14 protein-coding genes are annotated in these 18447 nt (G+C 63.0%); 9 read left to right on the plus strand and 5 right to left on the minus strand.

The annotated features are described in order from the left end of the window. The first annotated feature begins 41 nt into the window (after positions 1–41). The 3 genes from glmU (at position 42) to AAFN55_RS11550 (ending at position 4134) form a co-directional block, all read left to right on the plus strand. Positions 42–1391: a bifunctional UDP-N-acetylglucosamine diphosphorylase/glucosamine-1-phosphate N-acetyltransferase GlmU gene (glmU, locus tag AAFN55_RS11540; RefSeq protein WP_347798975.1), complete on the plus strand. Its 1350-nt coding sequence runs from the start codon at positions 42–44 to the stop codon at positions 1389–1391. Between the two features lie 148 nt (positions 1392–1539). Further along, positions 1540–3363 (plus strand): glutamine--fructose-6-phosphate transaminase (isomerizing), encoded by a 1824-nt coding sequence (gene glmS, locus AAFN55_RS11545; RefSeq protein WP_347798976.1) that lies wholly within the window; start codon positions 1540–1542, stop codon positions 3361–3363. 93 nt (positions 3364–3456) lie between these two features. Then, entirely contained in the window at positions 3457–4134 is a 678-nt protein-coding gene (locus AAFN55_RS11550) for a DUF502 domain-containing protein (RefSeq protein WP_347798977.1), read from the plus strand. Here the strand turns inward: AAFN55_RS11550 and recG are convergent. Further along, positions 4092–6200 carry an ATP-dependent DNA helicase RecG gene (recG, locus tag AAFN55_RS11555; RefSeq protein ID WP_347798978.1) on the minus strand — a complete coding sequence of 703 codons (2109 nt, stop codon included), beginning with the start codon at positions 6198–6200 and terminating at the stop codon, positions 4092–4094. The genes AAFN55_RS11550 and recG overlap by 43 nt on opposite strands. A 96-nt stretch (positions 6201–6296) precedes the next feature. On the opposite strand from recG, the gene AAFN55_RS11560 reads away from it, so the two are divergent. Both AAFN55_RS11560 and mfd read left to right on the plus strand, forming a co-directional pair. Further along, entirely contained in the window at positions 6297–6584 is a 288-nt protein-coding gene (locus tag AAFN55_RS11560; RefSeq protein WP_347798979.1) for a succinate dehydrogenase assembly factor 2, read from the plus strand. Positions 6585–6588: 4 nt separating this feature from the next. Beyond that, positions 6589–10083, plus strand: coding sequence for a transcription-repair coupling factor (gene mfd / locus AAFN55_RS11565; protein WP_347798980.1), 3495 nt, complete (start codon positions 6589–6591; stop codon positions 10081–10083). A gap of 2 nt (positions 10084–10085) precedes the next feature. Here mfd and AAFN55_RS11570 read toward each other — a convergent pair whose 3' ends face one another. Next, complete coding sequence (locus AAFN55_RS11570; RefSeq protein ID WP_347798981.1) at positions 10086–10778, minus strand: DsbA family oxidoreductase; 693 nt, start codon at positions 10776–10778, stop codon at positions 10086–10088. Then, entirely contained in the window at positions 10775–12577 is a 1803-nt protein-coding gene (locus tag AAFN55_RS11575; RefSeq protein ID WP_347800247.1) for an extracellular solute-binding protein, read from the minus strand. The genes AAFN55_RS11570 and AAFN55_RS11575 overlap by 4 nt, the downstream gene beginning before the upstream one ends. A 253-nt stretch (positions 12578–12830) precedes the next feature. On the opposite strand from AAFN55_RS11575, the gene AAFN55_RS11580 reads away from it, so the two are divergent. Continuing rightward, positions 12831–13466, plus strand: a complete 636-nt coding sequence (locus AAFN55_RS11580) for an invasion associated locus B family protein (protein WP_347798982.1) — start codon at positions 12831–12833, stop codon at positions 13464–13466. 80 nt (positions 13467–13546) lie between these two features. Here AAFN55_RS11580 and hspQ read toward each other — a convergent pair whose 3' ends face one another. Then, the gene (gene hspQ, locus AAFN55_RS11585; protein ID WP_347798983.1) at positions 13547–13879 is read right to left on the minus strand and encodes a heat shock protein HspQ; all 333 of its coding nucleotides are present in this window, start codon (positions 13877–13879) and stop codon (positions 13547–13549) included. Between the two features lie 140 nt (positions 13880–14019). Between hspQ and AAFN55_RS11590 the strand changes: the two genes are divergently transcribed. Then, the gene (locus AAFN55_RS11590; RefSeq protein ID WP_347798984.1) at positions 14020–14982 is read left to right on the plus strand and encodes an AEC family transporter; all 963 of its coding nucleotides are present in this window, start codon (positions 14020–14022) and stop codon (positions 14980–14982) included. Here AAFN55_RS11590 and AAFN55_RS11595 read toward each other — a convergent pair. Further along, complete coding sequence (locus AAFN55_RS11595; RefSeq protein ID WP_347798985.1) at positions 14971–16164, minus strand: UbiH/UbiF family hydroxylase; 1194 nt, start codon at positions 16162–16164, stop codon at positions 14971–14973. The genes AAFN55_RS11590 and AAFN55_RS11595 overlap by 12 nt on opposite strands. A gap of 454 nt (positions 16165–16618) precedes the next feature. Between AAFN55_RS11595 and pcsA the strand changes: the two genes are divergently transcribed. Beyond that, the gene (pcsA, locus tag AAFN55_RS11600; RefSeq protein WP_347798986.1) at positions 16619–17374 is read left to right on the plus strand and encodes a phosphatidylcholine synthase; all 756 of its coding nucleotides are present in this window, start codon (positions 16619–16621) and stop codon (positions 17372–17374) included. Between the two features lies 1 nt (position 17375). Next, complete coding sequence (locus AAFN55_RS11605) at positions 17376–18353, plus strand: quinone oxidoreductase (protein WP_347798987.1); 978 nt, start codon at positions 17376–17378, stop codon at positions 18351–18353. The last annotated feature ends 94 nt before the right edge of the window (positions 18354–18447 follow it).

Genomic DNA, 18447 nt, shown 5'->3' on the forward strand with positions numbered 1-18447 from the left:
AGCAACGGAATCCGATCAATCGATAAGCCCGGAACTCGTCAATGAGCCAGAGAAGTTGTCTGTCGGTCGTCCTCGCGGCAGGTGAGGGCACGCGCATGAAAGGGGACCTGCCGAAGGTCCTGCACCAGATCGCGGGTCTCCCGCTGATCGCCCATGTGGTGCGCGCGACAAACAGCGGCGGAACGGTGGACGTGGCGGTCGTCGTCGGGCGCGAGGCGGATGCGGTGCGGGCAGCCGTCGCGCCGTTCGCGGCGCATGCGGAGACGTTCCTTCAGACCGAGCGCCTCGGCACGGCGCATGCAGTGCTGGCGGCGCGTGAGGCGATCGCGCGCGGCTACGACGACGTCCTGATCGTGTTCGGCGACACGCCGCTGGTCGAGGCGCAATCCCTGGCCGATCTGCGCGCCGAACTGGCAGCGGGCGCGGATGTCGTGGTCATGGGCTTCCAGGCGCCGGACCCGACCGGTTACGGCCGCCTGATTGAGCGCGACGGTTCGCTGGTGGCGATCCGCGAGCATAGGGATGCCACGGAGGAAGAGCGCGGCATCGACATCTGCAATGGCGGGCTGATGGCGGTTTCGGGAAAACACGCTTTGTCGCTGCTCGATGCTGTCGGCAACGACAACGCCAAGGGTGAGTATTACCTCACCGACATCGTCGAGATCGCGGCCTCTCGCGGCCTGAAAGTGGTTGCGACGCGGGCGCCGTATGAAAATATCCTGGGCATCAACAATCGGGCCGAGCTCGCGCAGGCCGAAGCGGTATGGCAGGCGCGCCGCCGCACCGCGCTGCTGCTCAATGGCGTCACGATGACGGCACCGGAAACGGTTCATCTCAGCCATGACACGCAGATCGCGCAGGATGCGCTGATCGAGCCGAACGTGTTCTTCGGTCCGGGCGTCACCGTGGCGTCCGGCGCGCGTATCCGCGCGTTTTCCTATCTGGAGCAGGCAACCGTCGCCGAAAACGCCGAGATCGGGCCGTTCGCGCGGCTGCGCCCCGGCGCGCGCATCGGCAGGAAAGCCAAGGTGGGCAATTTCTGCGAGGTCAAGAACGCGGTCCTGGACGAAGGCGCGAAGATCAACCATCTGTCCTATGTCGGAGACGCGCATGTCGGCGCGAAGGCCAATCTGGGCGCGGGCACGATCACCTGCAATTATGACGGCTTCGGCAAGCACCACACCGAGATCGGAGCGGGCGCCTTCATCGGATCGAATACGTCTCTTGTGGCCCCCATCACCATCGGGGCAGAAGCCTATATCGCGTCGGGAAGCGTGATCACCGACGATGTGCCGGACGACGCGCTGGCTTTCGGGCGGGCCAGGCAGACCAACAAGGACGGCTTCGGCAAGCGGCTGAGGCAAAAATATGCGGCGCGGGCGGGCAAGTAACCGAATGGTCAGGCCTTGTGCTCTATGAATTTTGGCCTGACATATCGGCTCGATAAACTCTGAAACGATATGTGAATATTGCGGCGGTCGGGAGTTCACTATCACTCCGACAGCAGACCAATGGCGGGAACGGGAAGGTATCGCGATCATGTGCGGAATAGTCGGGATTGTCGGGCGCTCGCCCGTAGCACCCTTGATCGTCGATGCGCTGAAGCGCCTGGAATATCGCGGATATGACTCGGCCGGTGTCGCGACGATCTCGCATGGCAATCTCGGGCGTCGTCGTGCCGAAGGCAAGCTGATCAACCTTGAGAAGCGTATCCAGGACGAGCCGCTCGACGGCACGATCGGCATCGGGCACACCCGCTGGGCCACGCATGGCGTGCCGAACGAGACCAACGCGCACCCCCATTTCTCCAAGGATGTCGCGATCGTCCACAACGGCATTATCGAGAATTTCGCCGAACTGCGCTCGGACCTGATCGCGGACGGATACGAGTTCGCGTCGCAGACCGACACCGAAGTGGTGGCGCACCTCGTCTCGCGGGAGCTTTCAAGGGGGCTCGCGCCGGTCGAAGCCGCCCATAAGGCGCTGCAGCAACTGGATGGCGCGTTCGCGCTCGCGATCATGTTCCGGGGCGACGAGGACATGATCATCGGCGCGCGCAACGGCCCGCCTCTGGCGGTCGGTCACGGCGACGGCGAGATGTATCTCGGTTCGGACGCGATTGCCCTGTCGCCCTTCACCAACGCCGTCACCTATCTGGAAGATGGCGATTGGGCCGTCGTGCGCCGCAACGAACTGAAGATCTTCGACAGCGCCGGCAATCAGGTCGAGCGTCGCCGGCAGCAGTCCGTCGGTACGAGCTACATGGTCGACAAGGGCAACTACCGGCACTTCATGGAGAAGGAAATCTATGAGCAACCGGAGGTCGTGTCGCACACGCTGGCCCACTATCTCGACTTCTCGACCGGCACCGCCAAGGATTTCGAAACGCCGTTCGACTTCGGGACGATCGACCGGCTTGCCATCTCCGCCTGCGGAACGGCCTACCTTGCCGGGCTGATCGGAAAATACTGGTTCGAGCGCTATGCGCGGCTGCCGGTCGACATCGATATCGCGTCCGAGTTTCGCTATCGCGAAATGCCGCTGTCGAAGCAGAGCGGCGCGCTCTTCATCTCGCAGTCTGGCGAAACGGCCGACACGCTGGCCTCGTTGCGCTATTGCCGTCAGGAGGGTCTGCCGATCGGCGCGATCGTCAACGTGCGCGAATCCACGATCGCGCGCGAATCCGACGGCATCTTCCCGACGCTAGCCGGGCCTGAGATCGGCGTGGCATCGACAAAGGCGTTCACCTGCCAGCTTTCGGTCCTCGCATCGCTTGCCGTGCGCGCCGCCGCCGCGCGCGGAACCATCGACAAGGAGAAGGAGAAGATGCTGGTGCGCCAGCTCTCCGAGGCGCCCAAGCTTGCCAACCAGACGCTGAAACTCGCAGAGCAGATCGAGAAGCTCGCGCGCGACCTGTCGCAGTACAAGCACGTGCTCTATCTCGGCCGCGACACCAACTTCCCGCTGGCGATGGAAGGGGCTCTCAAGCTCAAGGAAATCTCCTACATCCACGCCGAAGGCTATGCCGCGGGAGAGCTGAAGCACGGCCCCATCGCCCTGATCGACGAGACGATGCCGGTCATCGTCATCGCGCCGCATGACCGCATCTTCGAAAAGACCGTCTCCAACATGCAGGAAGTCGCGGCGCGGGGCGGCAAGATCATCCTGATCACCGACGCCAAGGGTGCGAAACTGTCGACCATCGACACGATGGATACGATCGTCGTCCCGGACGTGCCGGAAATCATCTCGCCGATCATCTATGCGCTGCCGATCCAGATGCTGGCCTATTACACGGCCGTTTTCATGGGCACGGATGTCGATCAGCCACGCAATCTCGCGAAATCGGTGACTGTCGAATAGTCTTCATCGACCGCTGCTACCAAACGCCTTCGCGCATCCCTATCTTGTGCTAGATAGCGGAATGCGAGCCGTGGAGGCGTTTGGAATTCATCGATGACCCGATTGCGAAACTACTTCCTGACGGGATTCATCGTCACGGCGCCGCTTGCGATTACCGCCTATCTCGCATGGTCCTTCGTCGGCTGGGTGGATTCGTGGGTGAAGCCCTACATTCCCGAGCGCTACAACCCCGATAATTACCTGCCCTTCGCCGTTCCGGGCTTCGGCCTGATCGTGGCGTTGCTGCTGATCACGCTGGTCGGCTTCATGACGGCGAATTTCATCGGCAGGACGATCGTGCAGGTGGGCGAGAACCTGCTGGACCGCATGCCGCTGGTGCGCAACGTATATCGCGGCCTCAAGCAGATCTTCCAGACGGTGCTGGCCAACCGCACTGAGCTGTTCAGCAAGGTCGGCATGGTCGAATGGCCCCGTCGCGGCACATGGTCGCTCGTGCTGATCCCCAAGCAGCAGGCGTCCGAACTGAACGACGTCCTGATGGAAAAAGAAGGCGAGACGATCGCGGTCTTTCGGCCGATCACGCCCAACATCACGACCGGCTACATCATGTATGTGGCGCGCAAGGATGTGATCATGCTCAACATGACCGTGGAGGAAGCGGCGCGCTTCCTGGTGTCCGCCGGCCTGGTAACGCCAGAACAGATCGAGCCGCCGATTGCGGAGGATGGTCAGCCCGCGCGCAGCAGCCTTACGGCATCGTCGCGGCCGTAGAGATAGAGCAGCAGGCGAAGCGCTTCGCCGCGCTCGGAGCGCAGTTCGGGATCGCGCTCCAGGATGAGGCGTGCATCGTCGCGCGCGATCTCCAGAAGATCGGAATGGTGCTCCAGCCGCGCCACGCGAAACCCGGGCGTGCCGGACTGTCGAGTGCCAAGAAGCTCGCCTTCGCCGCGAAGTTTCAGGTCCTCTTCGGCGATGCGAAACCCGTCTTCCGTCTCGCGCATGACCGACAGCCTTTGTTTCGCGACCTCGCCGAGCGGTTCCTTGTAGAGAAGCACGCAGCTTGACGGCTTCGACCCCCGGCCGACGCGGCCGCGAAGCTGATGCAACTGCGCGAGGCCGAAACGCTCCGCGTGTTCGATCACGATGATGGTGGCGTCGGGAACATCGACACCCACCTCGATGACGGTCGTGCCGACGAGAAGACGCGTTTCGCCGGCCTTGAAGGCGCGCATGGCCTCGTCCTTGTCGCGACCGTTCATCCGGCCGTGGATGAGGCCGATCTTGCCGGCGAAGGCGGGCTGGAGCGCCGTGAAGCGCTCGTCGGCCGACATCAGCTTCACCTCTTCGGATTCCTCGACCAGCGGGCAGATCCAGTAGACCTTCTGGCCCTCGGCGACGGCTTTGCGAAGACGCTCCACAAGATCCGACAGCCGCTCGATCGGCAGCGTGGCCGTCTGGATCGGCTGGCGGCCGGCCGGTTTTTCCGGCAGGCGCGACACGTCCATGTCGCCGAACGCGGTGAGTACCAGCGTTCGCGGTATGGGCGTCGCGGTCATCACCAGCATGTCGGGCGTATCGCCCTTGGCGGACATGGACAAGCGCTGATGCACGCCGAAACGATGCTGCTCGTCGACGATGGCGAGCGCAAGATCGTGAAAGGCTACGCTTTCCTGAAACAAGGCGTGCGTGCCGATCACGAAATCGATGCGCCCGGCGGCGATGTCGTCCAGCGTTCGCTGCCGTTCCGCGCCCTTGTCGCGCCCGGTAAGGATCGCCGCACGCAGCCCCGCCCGTTCGGCAAGCGGTGCGATGGTCGCCAGATGCTGACGCGCCAGGATTTCGGTCGGCGCCATGAGAGCGGACTGCCCACCCGCTTCCGCCGCACGCGCCATCGCCAGAAGCGCGACGACGGTTTTTCCGGAGCCGACGTCACCTTGCAGCAGGCGTAACATGCGTTCCGGCAAAGCGAGGTCCGCTTTGATCTCGGACAACGCGATGCTCTGCGATTCGGTCAGCGAATACGGCAGTGCCGCCCGGATGAGGGCCTCGTACCGGCCATCCCCGACGAGAGGCCGGCCGCTGGCCTTGCGAATGCGGCGGCGCACCAGCGCAAGCGCCAATTGACCTGCGAGGAGTTCGTCATAGGCGAGGCGTCGCCAGGCCGCGCTGTTCGGATCGATCTCCACCGGATCGGCGGGGTTGTGCAGCCGCGCCAGCGCTTCGTTCAGCGCGGGAAAGCTGCGCCGGCGCATGAGTTCGGGGTCCATCCACTCGGGCAAGGGGGGAACCTGATCGACCGCGGCGAGGATCGACCGGCGCAAAACCTTCGTCGAGAGACCGGCCGTCAGCGGATAAACGGGTTCTACGAGCGGGAGTTCGCCGGCGCGGTCCGCGAGCACCATGTGGTCCGGGTGAACCATGGACGGCCGGCCGTTGAACCACTCCATCCGCCCTGAAACGATCATACGCTCGCCTTCGGGCAGCACGTTTTGCAACCATGCGCCCTTGGCGTGGAAGAAGGTCAGCGCGAGTTCGCCCGTCTCGTCATGCGCGAAGACACGGTACGGCATCGATCCCCCGCCGCGCGACGGTGCCTGATGCCGGTCGATCCGCACCTCGATCGTGACGATGACGCCCTCCGGCGCAGTGGCGATCTCGTAGCGCTTCCGCCGGTCGATCATGCCATGGGGCAGCACGAAGATCAGATCGCCGATCCGCACGTCGCGGCCGGTCGTGTCCACCGGCACAACATTGGCAAGCAAGGCTGCAAGCTTGCTGCCGATACCGTCGAGGGTCGTGACCGAGGCGAAGAGGGGGTCGAGAACGGAAGGACGCATGGTTTGCACTCTAAGTCGCGGAAGCAGCTCAGCAAAGGCTGACATTGTCGTTCTCAAGCGCTATATGCGCGGTTCATCACACAGGTGTATCCCCTCATGACCGGAACAACGCGGTCCAGTTCCGACCTCGATCCCCGCCGCCGCAAGGCGCTTTTCCGCTCGTGGCATCGCGGCATGCGCGAGGTCGATCTGATCCTGGGAAGTTTCGCCGATGGCGAGATCGGCAACCTCACCGACGACGAATTGACGGTCTACGAATCATTCATGGCCGAGTTGGACGCCGATATCCTGCGATGGGTCACCGGCGAGGCCTCCGTGCCGCCCAGCCATGACACGCCCGTCTTTGCGAAAATCCTCGCCTATCGCGCAAGCCCGATATCCTAAGACCATGACTCTGATCGATTCTATCCGTCTTCCGAAGACCAATTCGGCTACGACCGTCGTCGACGGGGTTGCCGACGGCTATGAAGCATTCGCGCTCGCGGCCATTGCCGCCGAGGCCGGCGAGCAGCCGGTGCTCTTCGTCGCGCGCGACGGTCAGCGCTTGCCGGCGATCGCGGAAATCCTCGCATTCGTGGCACCTAGCCTGCCTGTGCTTGAACTGCCGGCCTGGGATTGCCTTCCCTATGATCGCGTCTCGCCCGGATCGGACGCCGCCGGCCGCCGTCTCGATGCGATGGCATCGCTTGCGGCACTGAAGGCCAAGCCGCATCGCGCCGTGGTGATCGTCAGCGCCAATGCGTTGCTCCAGCGCATGCCGCCGGCAGACGCGATCGAAGCGCAGAGTTTCGTCGCGCGTCCCGGGAACCAGGTCGACATGAACACGCTGACCGCACGGCTGGAGATGAGCGGCTTCGAGCGCGTCCCGACCGTCCGAGAAGTCGGCGAGTTCGCCGTGCGCGGCGGCATACTGGATCTGTTCGCGCCCGGCGGGGAACCGCTTCGCCTCGACTTCTTCGGCGACACGCTCGAATCGATCCGCATCTTCGACGTCGCAAGCCAGCGCACGACCGGGCAGCGGCAGGTCTTCACGCTGAAGCCGATGAGCGAGGTGACGCTGACGCCGGAGACGATCAGCCGTTTTCGCCGCAGCTACATCGAGGCGTTCGGCGCGCCCTCGCGTGATGACGCGCTCTATGCGGCTGTCAGCGAAGGCAGGCGGTTCGCCGGCATGGAACACTGGCTTCCGATGTTCTACGAGCGCCTGGATACGGTGTTCGACTATTTGCCCGACGCGCCGGTGATCTTCGACAATATGGCGCGCGAGGCGATCGGGGAGCGCGATATACTGATCGTCGACCACTACGATGCTCGCGCGCGCCAGCCCGCCGCCGGCATGGGCGACGCTGTCCCGTACAAGCCGGTCAAACCGGAACTCCTGTATCTTTCGAACGACGAAGTCTCCAGCCGTGCCGGGCAACGCATCGCGGTCGAGTTTACGCCGTTCGACGCGCCCGAATCGAGCGGCCGGAAACTGCAGCATGCCGGTGCCCATGCGGGCCGCAGCTTCGCCGAGGAACGCGCCGATCCGAAGGCGAATGTCTTCGACCACGTGGTTACGCACATCGCGGAGAAGCGTTCTTCCGGCAAGCGCGTGCTGATCGCAGGCTGGAGCGAGGGTTCGCTCGATCGCCTGGCGCAAATTCTGGGCGAGCATCAGCTTGGCAATTTGAAGCGCGTGAACACGCTGGACGAAGCGGAACGGCTGAAGCCCGGTGAGGCGGGTCTTGTCATCCTGCCGCTCGAATCAGGCTTCGAAACCGACAAGCTCATGGTTGTCGCCGAGCAGGATATTTTGGGCGACCGCCTGATACGACGGTCAAAGAAGCGGCGAAAAGCATCTGATTTCATTGCGGAAGTGTCCGCACTGTCGGCTGGCGATATCGTCGTGCATGCCGATCACGGCATCGGCCGCTTCGTGGGCCTCAAGACGATCGAGGCTGCCGGTGCACCGCACGATTGCCTGGAGCTGCGCTACGCCGGCGATGATCGCCTGTTCCTGCCGGTCGAAAACATCGAGCTTCTGTCGCGCTACGGGTCGGAAGCCGCCGAGGCGGTGCTCGACAAGCTTGGCGGCGGCGCGTGGCAATCGCGCAAGGCGAAGCTGAAGCGCCGCCTGCTCGATATGGCCGGACAGTTGATCAAGCTCGCGGCTGAGCGGCAGATGCGTCCGGCACCGGTTCTGACCCCGCCGGAGGGCCTTTATGGCGAGTTTGCCGCGCGCTTTCCCTATGATGAGACGGAGGACCAGCAGGCCGCCATCGACGCCGTGTCGGACGACCTCGCAGCCGGCCGGCCGATGGATCGCCTCATCTGCGGCGATGTGGGATTCGGCAAGACCGAGGTGGCGCTGCGCGCGGCCTTCCTCGCCGCGATGGAAGGCTTCCAGGTTGCCGTCGTCGTGCCGACGACGCTCCTCGCACGCCAGCATTTCCGGACATTCAGCCAGCGCTTTTCGGGCCTGCCGGTCAAGGTTCGGCAGGCTTCGCGCCTTGTCGGGTCCAAGGAACTCGCCGAGACGCGGAAAGGGCTCGCGGATGGCACGGTAGACATCGTCGTCGGCACCCACGCTCTCCTTGGTGCGACGATGGAATTCAAGAATCTCGGCCTGCTGATCATCGACGAGGAGCAGCATTTCGGCGTCAAGCACAAGGAGCGGCTGAAGGAACTCAAGTCGGACGTCCATGTGCTGACGCTGTCCGCAACGCCGATCCCGCGCACGCTTCAGCTTGCGCTGACCGGCGTTCGGGAGCTTTCGCTGATCACCACGCCGCCGGTCGATCGCATGGCCGTGCGCACGTTCATCTCGCCCTTCGATCCGCTCGTCATCCGCGAGACGCTTCTGCGCGAGCGCTATCGCGGCGGACAGAGTTTTTACGTCGTGCCGCGCATCTCCGATCTTGCCGAGATCAAGGACTTCCTGACCGAGCAGGTGCCCGAATTGAAGGTGGGAACCGCGCATGGTCAGATGGCGGCCGGCGAGCTCGACGACATCATGAACGCCTTCTACGACGGGCAATACGACGTGCTTTTGTCGACCACGATCGTGGAGTCGGGCCTCGACATCCCGACCGCCAACACGATGATCGTGCATCGGGCGGACATGTTCGGCCTGTCGCAGCTCTATCAGTTGCGCGGCCGGGTGGGGCGTTCGAAGCTGCGCGCCTATGCGCTGTTCACGCTGCCGGCCAACCGCACGATGACACAGCTCGCCGAGCGCCGCCTGAAAGTGTTGCAGTCGCTCGATACGCTGGGCGCGGGCTTCCAACTGGCGAGCCACGATCTCGACATTCGCGGTTCCGGCAACCTTCTGGGCGAGGAACAGTCCGGCCATATCAAGGAAGTCGGCTTCGAACTGTACCAGCAGATGCTGGAGGAGGCGGTTGCCGAACTGCGCGGTTCGGGCGAGATCAGCGACGGAAGCTGGTCGCCGCAGATCACCGTGGGCACTTCGGTCATGATTCCCGAGGCTTACGTGCCTGACCTTCAACTGCGTCTTGGCCTCTATCGCAGGCTCGCCGATCTTCAAACCACCGAAGAAATCGACGGGTTCGGCGCGGAACTCATCGACCGATTCGGGCCGATGCCGGAAGAAGTCGATCACCTGCTCAAGATCGTCTTCATCAAGGCTCTGTGCCGCAAGGCCAATGTCGAGAAGCTGGATGCCGGGCCGAAGGGCGTCGTCATCCATTTCCGCAAGCGCGAATTCCCCGATCCGACGGGGCTTGTGCGGTTCATCGGCGAGCAGGGTTCACTGGCAAAAATCCGGCCGGATCACAGCATCGTCCTGATGCGCGAGTGGCCGACCCCGCAAAAGCGGCTGGCCGGCTCGGCGGTCGTCATGACGCAGCTTGCGAAACTGGCGGAGAAGGTCGCGGCTTAGACTTAGGCAGTCTGGGGAGCATCGAGTTCGCCGCGCGCCTTGGCTTCGGCGACCTTCTTGATCGCATCGGCCAACGTCTCAGGGTCCTGCGCCCCCATGAGCGCGAATTTCCCTTCGAGCAGGAAGCACGGAACGCCGCGAACGCCCATCTGCGCGATGGTCTCGATCTCGGATTTCACCGCATCGACATCGGCGTTCGAACTCAGGAGGGCTTCGACCAGAGCGGTGTCCATACCCGCATCGCCGGCCGCTTCGACCAGAACGCTGCGATCTCCGATGTCGCGGGCTTCCTCGAAGAACAGTTCGAACAACCGCTTGACCACGATACCTTGCGCACCGGGCGGCGATTTGGGCGAACCGGCCCAGCGGATCAGACGATGCGCGTCGAGCGTGTTGGGCGATGTTTCGATCGCGTCGAAATTGAAGCGGATGCCCTCGACTTCGCCAAGTCCTTCCACCGTCGCGTGAATTTCCCGCAACCGCTCCTCGCTGTCGAATTTCGCCAGCATGTATTCACGCCGCGGCAGGCCGGCGGGCGGAATGGTCGCGTCGAGCTGGTACGGCCTCCAGTGGATCGTGGCCTCGACGCCTTCAGCCATTGCCAGCGCGCTCTCAAGCCGTTTGCTGCCGATGAAGCACCACGGGCACACCACATCGGAGATGACATCGATGACGAGTTTGATCGGTTCGCTCATTGCCCTTCGCCTTTTGCAGTTGCATTCCACCAGGTCGGGAATTGCGGCCCATAGACGGGCGTTTCCTCCGGCCGTTGAATCTGTTTCCATCGTGCGACCCACTTGTCGGGCTGGTGATAGAGCGGCACGACATAGGCGCCGCTCAACAGCACGCGATCGAAGGCACGCACGGCGGTGACGAAATCCTCCTGCGAGCGTGCGTTCACGAGCGCGTCGATCATCGCATCCACCGCCGGATCGGCAACGCCTGCGAAATTGTATGTGCCATCGAGGTCGCGCGTGCTGGAGCCCCATCGCCCGATCTGTTCGGCGCCGGGCGACAAGGACGAGGTGTAGCGCATCAGCATCATGTCGAAATCGTAGGTGCGCTGGCGCTGCAGATATTGCGCGCTGTCGACCACGCGGATGTTGGTGCTGATGCCGAGCCGCCCGAGGGTGCGCGCCCATGCCATGGCGAGCGGCTCGCCCGACTTTCCGTTGAGCATGATCTCGAAGGAGAGCTGCTGCCCTTTCTCGTCCACTAGCCTGCGCCCGTCGAGCGTATAGCCTGCGGCCTTGAGAGCCTCGAAGCCCTGCTGCAGGAAGCCGCGATCGCGCCCGGAGCCGTCCGAAGCCGGCAATTTGTAGGTGCCGTCCATGATGGAGGGCAACACGGCGTCGGGGAAGGGCGCAAGAAGCTCGCGCTCCGCCGCACTTGCCGGCACGCCGGACGAGGACAGCTCCGATCCCGCATAGTAGCTCTGCGTGCGCACATAGGCGCCGTTGAAGAGGTTTCTGTTTGCCCATTCGAAGTCGAACAACCCGGCCAGCGCGTGGCGCAGGTCGCGATCGTCGAGCATCGCCCTGCGGGTGTTCATGACGAAACCGTACATGCCCGATGGGAACTCGACCGGAAACGTGTCCTTGATGACGCGGCCGTCATTCACGGCCGGAAAGTCGTATCCGGTGGACCAGCGCCCCGTATCGGTCTCTTCATAGATGACGCTGACGCCTTTCTTGAAACTCTCGAACATCGTGTTGTCGTCGCGGATGTAGTTGATGCGCACCTCGTCGTAATTGTCGAAGCCGCGCTTGGACGGAATGTCCTTCGCCCAATAATCGCGATTGCGCTTGAGAACGACGAGTTCGCCGGGTCGTACGCTGTCGACGACGTAGGGTCCTGAAGCGATCATCGGCTTAAGCGAGGATTTGTCGAAATTCTCCGCATCGGTTGCGTGCTTGGGCAGGATAGGCAGGCCCGCGATGAGGAGAGGGGCCTCGCGCCCCGCATCCGGCTTGAACGTGAAGCGCACGCCACGCTCGCCGACCTTTTCGATCTTGTCGGCGGCGCGGATCCAGTTCTGGTAGATCGGCCGCCCCTTTTCCAGCAACAAATCCATCGTGAAGATGACGTCGTCGGGCGTAATCGGCTCGCCGTCGGAGAACCGCGCCCGCGGGTCGAGCGTGAATTCGATGAAGCTGCGCGCGTCATCGGTCTCGACGCGTTCCGCAATCAGCGGATACAGCGTGAAGGGCTCATCGCGCGAGCGCATCAACAGCGTCTCGAAGACGTTGGAGCCCAGGAACTGGTCGAAGAGGCCTCTGGCGCCATCACCCTGGACGATGAACGGATTGAGGCTGTCGAACGAGCCCTGCAGCGCATAATCCACGCGCCCGCCTTTCGGCGCATCCGGGTTCGCATAGGGAAAATGCGTGAAGTCGGCGGGCAGCGCCGGCTCGCCGTGCATCGCGATCGCATGGCTCGGGCCATTTTGGGCAATCGCGAGAGCCGGCATGGCGAGAGCGACCATCAATGTCATCGCAAATGGCGACAGGCGCATACGATACTCCGGCACGATGGCATTCGGGGATGATTCGACTTACCCTAACATGGGCCCCGAGAGACAGGAATCCCGCGTGCCATATAGGTTGAAATTCGCCGGGAGGTCTGGATTTGCGGCCCAACGCGGTGTAACAGGCGCGCGAGAGCCATTCTGTCGCCGCATTTGCTCAGCAGTAGCGGATCAACCGCCAGCGCAGCGTCGCAGCTCAATTTGAGAGGACAACGACCCTATGAACCGCCGGAAGACCAACGCGACCCGACTTTCCATTCTGGCCGCCGGAGCCCTCGGCATCGCCGCGAGCGCCATTACCCCTGTGTCAGCGCAGCAGCAGTCGCAGCAGAGCCTGCCGGAAGGCTGGTTCAAGGCCTGCAGCAAGCAGGAAGACGTGGATATCTGCAACGTCCAGAACATCATGGTCGCAGACAGCGGCCAGCTTCTGACCGGCGTCAGCCTCATCGAGGTCAAGGGCAAGGTCAACCGCAAGGTGTTTCAGGTCACCGTGCCGACCGGCCGCATGATGCCTCCCGGCATCGGCCTCCAGATCGACGGCGGCCAGGTGCAGAAGGTGGATTACATGATCTGTCTTCCGGATCGCTGCATTGCCGAAGGCGCTCTGACCGACCAGCTCGTTGCATCCTTCAAGCGCGGCTCCGAGATCACGCTGACCTCGGTCAACTTCCAGAACCAGCCGAACCCGATCAAGGTAACGCTCGCCGGCTTCACCAATGCGTTCGACGGTGAGCCGCTCCAGCAGGCCGACATCGAGGATCGCCAGCGCCAGATCCAGGATTTCGTCAGCAAGAACACCGACGATTTCGCGCGCAAGCTCAAGGAAGAGCAGGAAAAGGCGAAGCAGGGCAACTAAGCCCACCTTCATAGGAATTGAAAAAGGCGGGCTGCGAGGCCCGCCTTTTTGTTATGCGCGATGTGTCTGGATATCTTGGACTAGTGCTGCGCGCGGCCCTTGGGCGCGTAGTGGCCATCGCTCGTTTTCTCGAAGAACTCTGCGAGTTGAGGATGCCGCACCGGTTCGCCCGAACTGTCGTCGAGCAGGTTCTGCTCGGACACATATGCCACATACTCCGTCTCGTCGTTCTCGGCGAGCAGATGATAGAATGGCTGGTCCCTGCGGGGCCGCACTTCGGCAGGGATGGCGTCGTACCATTCCTCGGTGTTCGCGAACTCGGGGTCAACGTCGAAGATGACACCTCTGAACGGGAAAAGCCGGTGCCGGACCACCTGACCAATTCGAAACTTCGCTAGTTTTGCTTCACGCATGCGCCTGTACCTTGAGCCCTATTTGGCGCATTGCAGCGCACAATTCAATCCTTCCCCAACTTGACGTCACATCACGGAACAGTTAGCCGCGAACTGTCTTCGTAGCTTTCAGCCGGTTTCGTCCAAGATTTCGAGCAAACATGGCAGACATTTTCGGGCTCGTTCTGCCCTTCTTCGGCATGATTTTCCTGGGCGCCCTGGCTGCCCGGATATCGAAGCAGCCGATCGAAGCGCTCGGCTGGATGAACATTTTCATCATCTATATTGCCCTGCCTGCGCTGTTCTTCCAGCTTCTGGCGCGCACGCCGATCGAGCAACTGACCGAATGGCGCTACATTTTCGGTGTCGTGTTTTCGACCTACATCGTCTTCACGATCATGTTCGTCGGCGCACTTGTCGTCTCGCGCGGCGCGATCGCCGAAAGCACGATCCAGGGCCTTGCCGCCGCCTATGGCAATATCGGCTATATGGGGCCAGGTCTGGCTTTGCTCGCCTTCGGGCCGGAGGCCGCGGTTCCGGTGGCGCTCATCTTCTGCTTCGAGAACATCGTCCACTTCGCTGTGGCGCCGACGATGATGGCTCTGGCGGGCGGCGAGAAGGCATCGCCCATGCAACTCGCCATCGGCGTGGTCAAGCGCATCGCGCTTCACCCGTTCATCATCGCGACCGCGATCGGCGTGGTTGCGGCATGGGCGCAATTCGAACCGCCAGCACCGATAGCGCGGCTTCTGGAGTATCTGGCGCAGGCAGCGGCGCCCTGCGCGCTCTTTGCAATGGGCGTGACCTTGGCGCTGCGTCCGCTGCAACGGATGCCGCTCGAATTGGCGCCGATCGCCGCGCTCAAGCTGATCGTTCACCCGATCCTGTGCTACGTCGTGCTCAGCGCGATCGGCAATTTTTCCGAAGTGTGGGTGTTTTCGGCCGTTCTGCTTGCCGCACTGCCAACGGCCACGAACGTGTTCGTGATCGCCCAGCAATATGGCGTCTGGGTTCAGCGGGCGTCGGCGAGCGTTCTCGTCACCACGCTTTTGTCCGTCGGCACGGTGACTGCGCTTTTGTATCTGATCAAGTCGGGCATCCTGCCGCCCGACCTATTTCCCTGACGCGGCGAACAGGCTTCCAAATCCGCTTCCGGTCCGCAGGCCTTCGCGCATGAAGAGCGCGCGAAGCGGGGGCAGCGCGCCGAGCAGGGCAAGGCCGCCTGCGCGTGCGGCCTGGACAGGCAGCATGTCGGAGAGAAGCGACCGGTTGAGCAGGTCGACCGCGGATGCGCGCGCCAGAATGTCGGGACGCCTGCTGCGGTCATAGGCGCTCAGCGCGTCGGGGGCTCCGGGGTCGCCGACATGCCGGGCCAAGATCGCATCTAGGCTTTCCAGATCGCGGATACCCAGATTGAGGCCCTGCGCGCCGATCGGCGGGAAGATGTGCGCCGCCTCACCGACCAGCGCCACGCGCCGCGCCGCGAACCGGTCGGGCAAAGCGGAACTCAAGGGATAGACCTGACGGCCGGCCTCAACCTCGATGCGGCCAAGCATCGATTGCATGCGTTCTTCGATGAGACGAGCAAGGGCGGCATCGTCCAATCCGGAAAGCTCCTTGGCTCGCTCCGGCCGCGTAACCCAGACGAGGCTCGACCGGTTGCCGGGCAGGGGAACCTGCGTGAACGGACCGTCCTCGGTGTGAAACTCGGTCGAAATATCGTCGTGAGGCCGCGTATGCGTGAACGTCAGGACCAGCGCCGCTTGCCTGCTCTCTTTCGTGCGCACCGCGATGCCGGCCGCTTCGCGCGCCGGCGACAGACGGCCGTCGGCGGCGACCGCAAGCTTCGCCGTGACTGAATCGCCATCGGACAGACGCCCCACGATCTCATGCTCGCCCGGTTCCCAATGTGCGATCATCGTCTTGCGCCACTCGACGCCGGGCGTTGAATCGACCGCGTGAGCCAGGACGTCGAGCAGGCGCGCATTCGGGATGTTGAGGCCGAACTCGTCCTCGTCGATTTCGGCCGCGCGGAAGGTCACGACGGGGCTGCGCAACAGGCGCTGCGTCGCATCCGCGATCCGCATCACCCGCAGCGGCGCGGCATGCGTTCGCACATCATCGAGCACATCGAGCCGTTCGAGGAAGTTCAGCGACGGTTTCATGAGCGCCGTCGTCCTGCGATCGGAGAGGTTCACATCGGGACCCGCCAGCAGGACGAGCAAACCGCTCCGGCCAAGCAACAGCGCGGCCATCAGACCCACGGGACCTGAACCAGCTACGATGATATCGTACTCACGCGTCATCCCGGGTCTCCTCAAGCGCCACCACATGGTTGCGTCGACGGCACTCATATAGGGGCGATCTCGCTACCTGATCAACGTGTCGAATTGGCCCATTGCGCGGTGTTGTCGATGCCGGAAACGGCTCCTGAGCGTCCCGATAACCGCATAACGGACAGGAACACATTCGATCTCTCTCCGTTGCGACAAGGCCGCGCCTTGCGAGGCGCGCCATCCGGTTTCATGCTACCGCTTGTTGAAAACCGGGACGGGTGGTCGATCTCAGCCCCAGGCGAGCGCTATAGCGCTTGTGCAGGCGAAGCGGCTGCCTGTAGTTTCGGCGTTTCGGAGGAGTACGGATGGCGCAAGCCGAGTGGTCGATCGGGAATGACAGTGTGACAGTGCCGCAAGCCCTGCGAGAATTCGGACGCGCCCCGCGTATCCTGCGGACGTGCGGACGCCGGCCGTGAGGAAGGGTGTGACGCGCCGAAAGCTCTCCGAGCGTATTCCGCGCCCGCGCAAGAAGGTCACGTGGCCGCAGGCTCGTGCCTTTTCCGTTCATCTGCTGACGGCTTCGGGCTCGTTCCTGGCATTCCTGTCGCTCGTGGCAGCCGCCGAAAAGCAATGGACCGCCATGTTCCTTTGGCTCGGGCTGGCTCTCTTCGTCGACGGCATCGACGGCCCCATCGCGCGCAAGCTCGAGGTCAAGGAAGTGCTGCCGACATGGTCGGGCGAACTCCTCGACAACATCATCGACTACGTCACCTATGTTCTGATCCCCGCCTTCGCGCTCTATCAGAGCGGCTTCATGGGCGAGGGGCTGTCGTTTCTCTCGGCAGCGATCATCGTCGTGTCGAGCGCGATCTACTACGCGGACGTCGGGATGAAGACGAAGGAGAACTTCTTCAAGGGCTTCCCCGTCGTCTGGAACATGCTGGTCTTCGCGCTTTTCGTGCTCCAGACCGGCGAGTATGTGTCCTTCGCGGTCGTGGTCGTGGCGGCGATCCTGTCCTTCGTGCCCATCAATTTCCTGCACCCGGTGCGGGTGAAACGCCTGAGACCGTTGAACCTCGGCGTCTTTCTGGCTTGGTGCGCCTTTTCCTGTGCTGCGCTGGCGCAAGGCATGCAGGCATCCTTGCCCGTGCAGGTGGGCGTCGGCATCACCAGCATCTATCTCTTCGTGATCGGCGGCGTCATGCAGCTGTTCCCAACACTTGGACTGAGGAAGGCCTGACATGTCGAAAGCCGTTATGATCCACCAACATGGTGGACCAGACATGCTGCGCTATGAGGATGTCGAAGTTGGTGCGCCGGGCGGGGGCGAAGTTCGCATCCGCCACACGGCGATCGGATTGAATTTTCTCGACACCTACTATCGCAGCGGGCTCTATCCCGCGCCGAACGGACTTCCGCTTGTTCCCGGCGGCGAGGCGGCAGGAATCGTGGAGGCTGTCGGGGACGGGGTGACCTTTCTCAAGAAAGGCGATCGTGTCGCCTACACCACGCCGCTCGGCGCCTATTGCGAGGAACGGCTGATCCCGGCGGAAAAGCTGGTGAAGGTGCCCGGCGCGGTGAGCGACGAGGACGCCGCAGCGATGATGCTGAAGGGCATGACGGCGGAATATTTGCTCCGGCGCACCTATCCGGTGAAGGCGGGCGACACCGTCCTCTATCACGCGGCGGCGGGCGGCGTCGGCCTGATCTTCGGCCAGTGGGCCCGCAAGCTGGGCGTCACGCTCATCGGAACGGTCGGATCGGCGGCGAAGGCCGAACTCGCGAAAGCGAATGGCTACGAGCACGTCATCAACTATGCCGAAGAGGACTTCGCAGCCCGCGTGAAGGAGATCACCAGCGGCAAACTGTGCGATGTCGTCTACGATTCCGTCGGCAAGGACACCTTCGAGGGATCGCTGAACTGCCTGCGGTCGCGCGGCATGTTCGTGACGTTCGGCCAGTCGTCGGGGCCCATCCCGCCTTTCAACCTCGCCCTCCTGTCGCAGAAGGGATCGCTTTACGCGACGCGCCCGACCTTGTTCCAGTACATCGCCAAGCGCGCGGAGCTCGAAGAGTCCTCCGCCGCTCTGTTCGACGTCGTGGGATCAGGCGCGGTGAAGATTCTCATCAACCAGCGTTATGCCCTGAAGGATGTCGCGCAGGCGCATGCGGATCTGGAAGCACGGCGCACGACGGGCACCACGATCCTCATTCCATGAGTTTGCGTTGAAAATCTTGAAGCACTTTCAAGCTGGGCGCGCATTTGCACCATCGCCGTAGCGCGCCTACGATGTTTCAGGGAACAAAAACAAA

It is taken from the genome of Mesorhizobium sp. CAU 1732, assembly GCF_039888675.1.
Lineage (GTDB): Bacteria > Pseudomonadota > Alphaproteobacteria > Rhizobiales > Rhizobiaceae > Aerobium.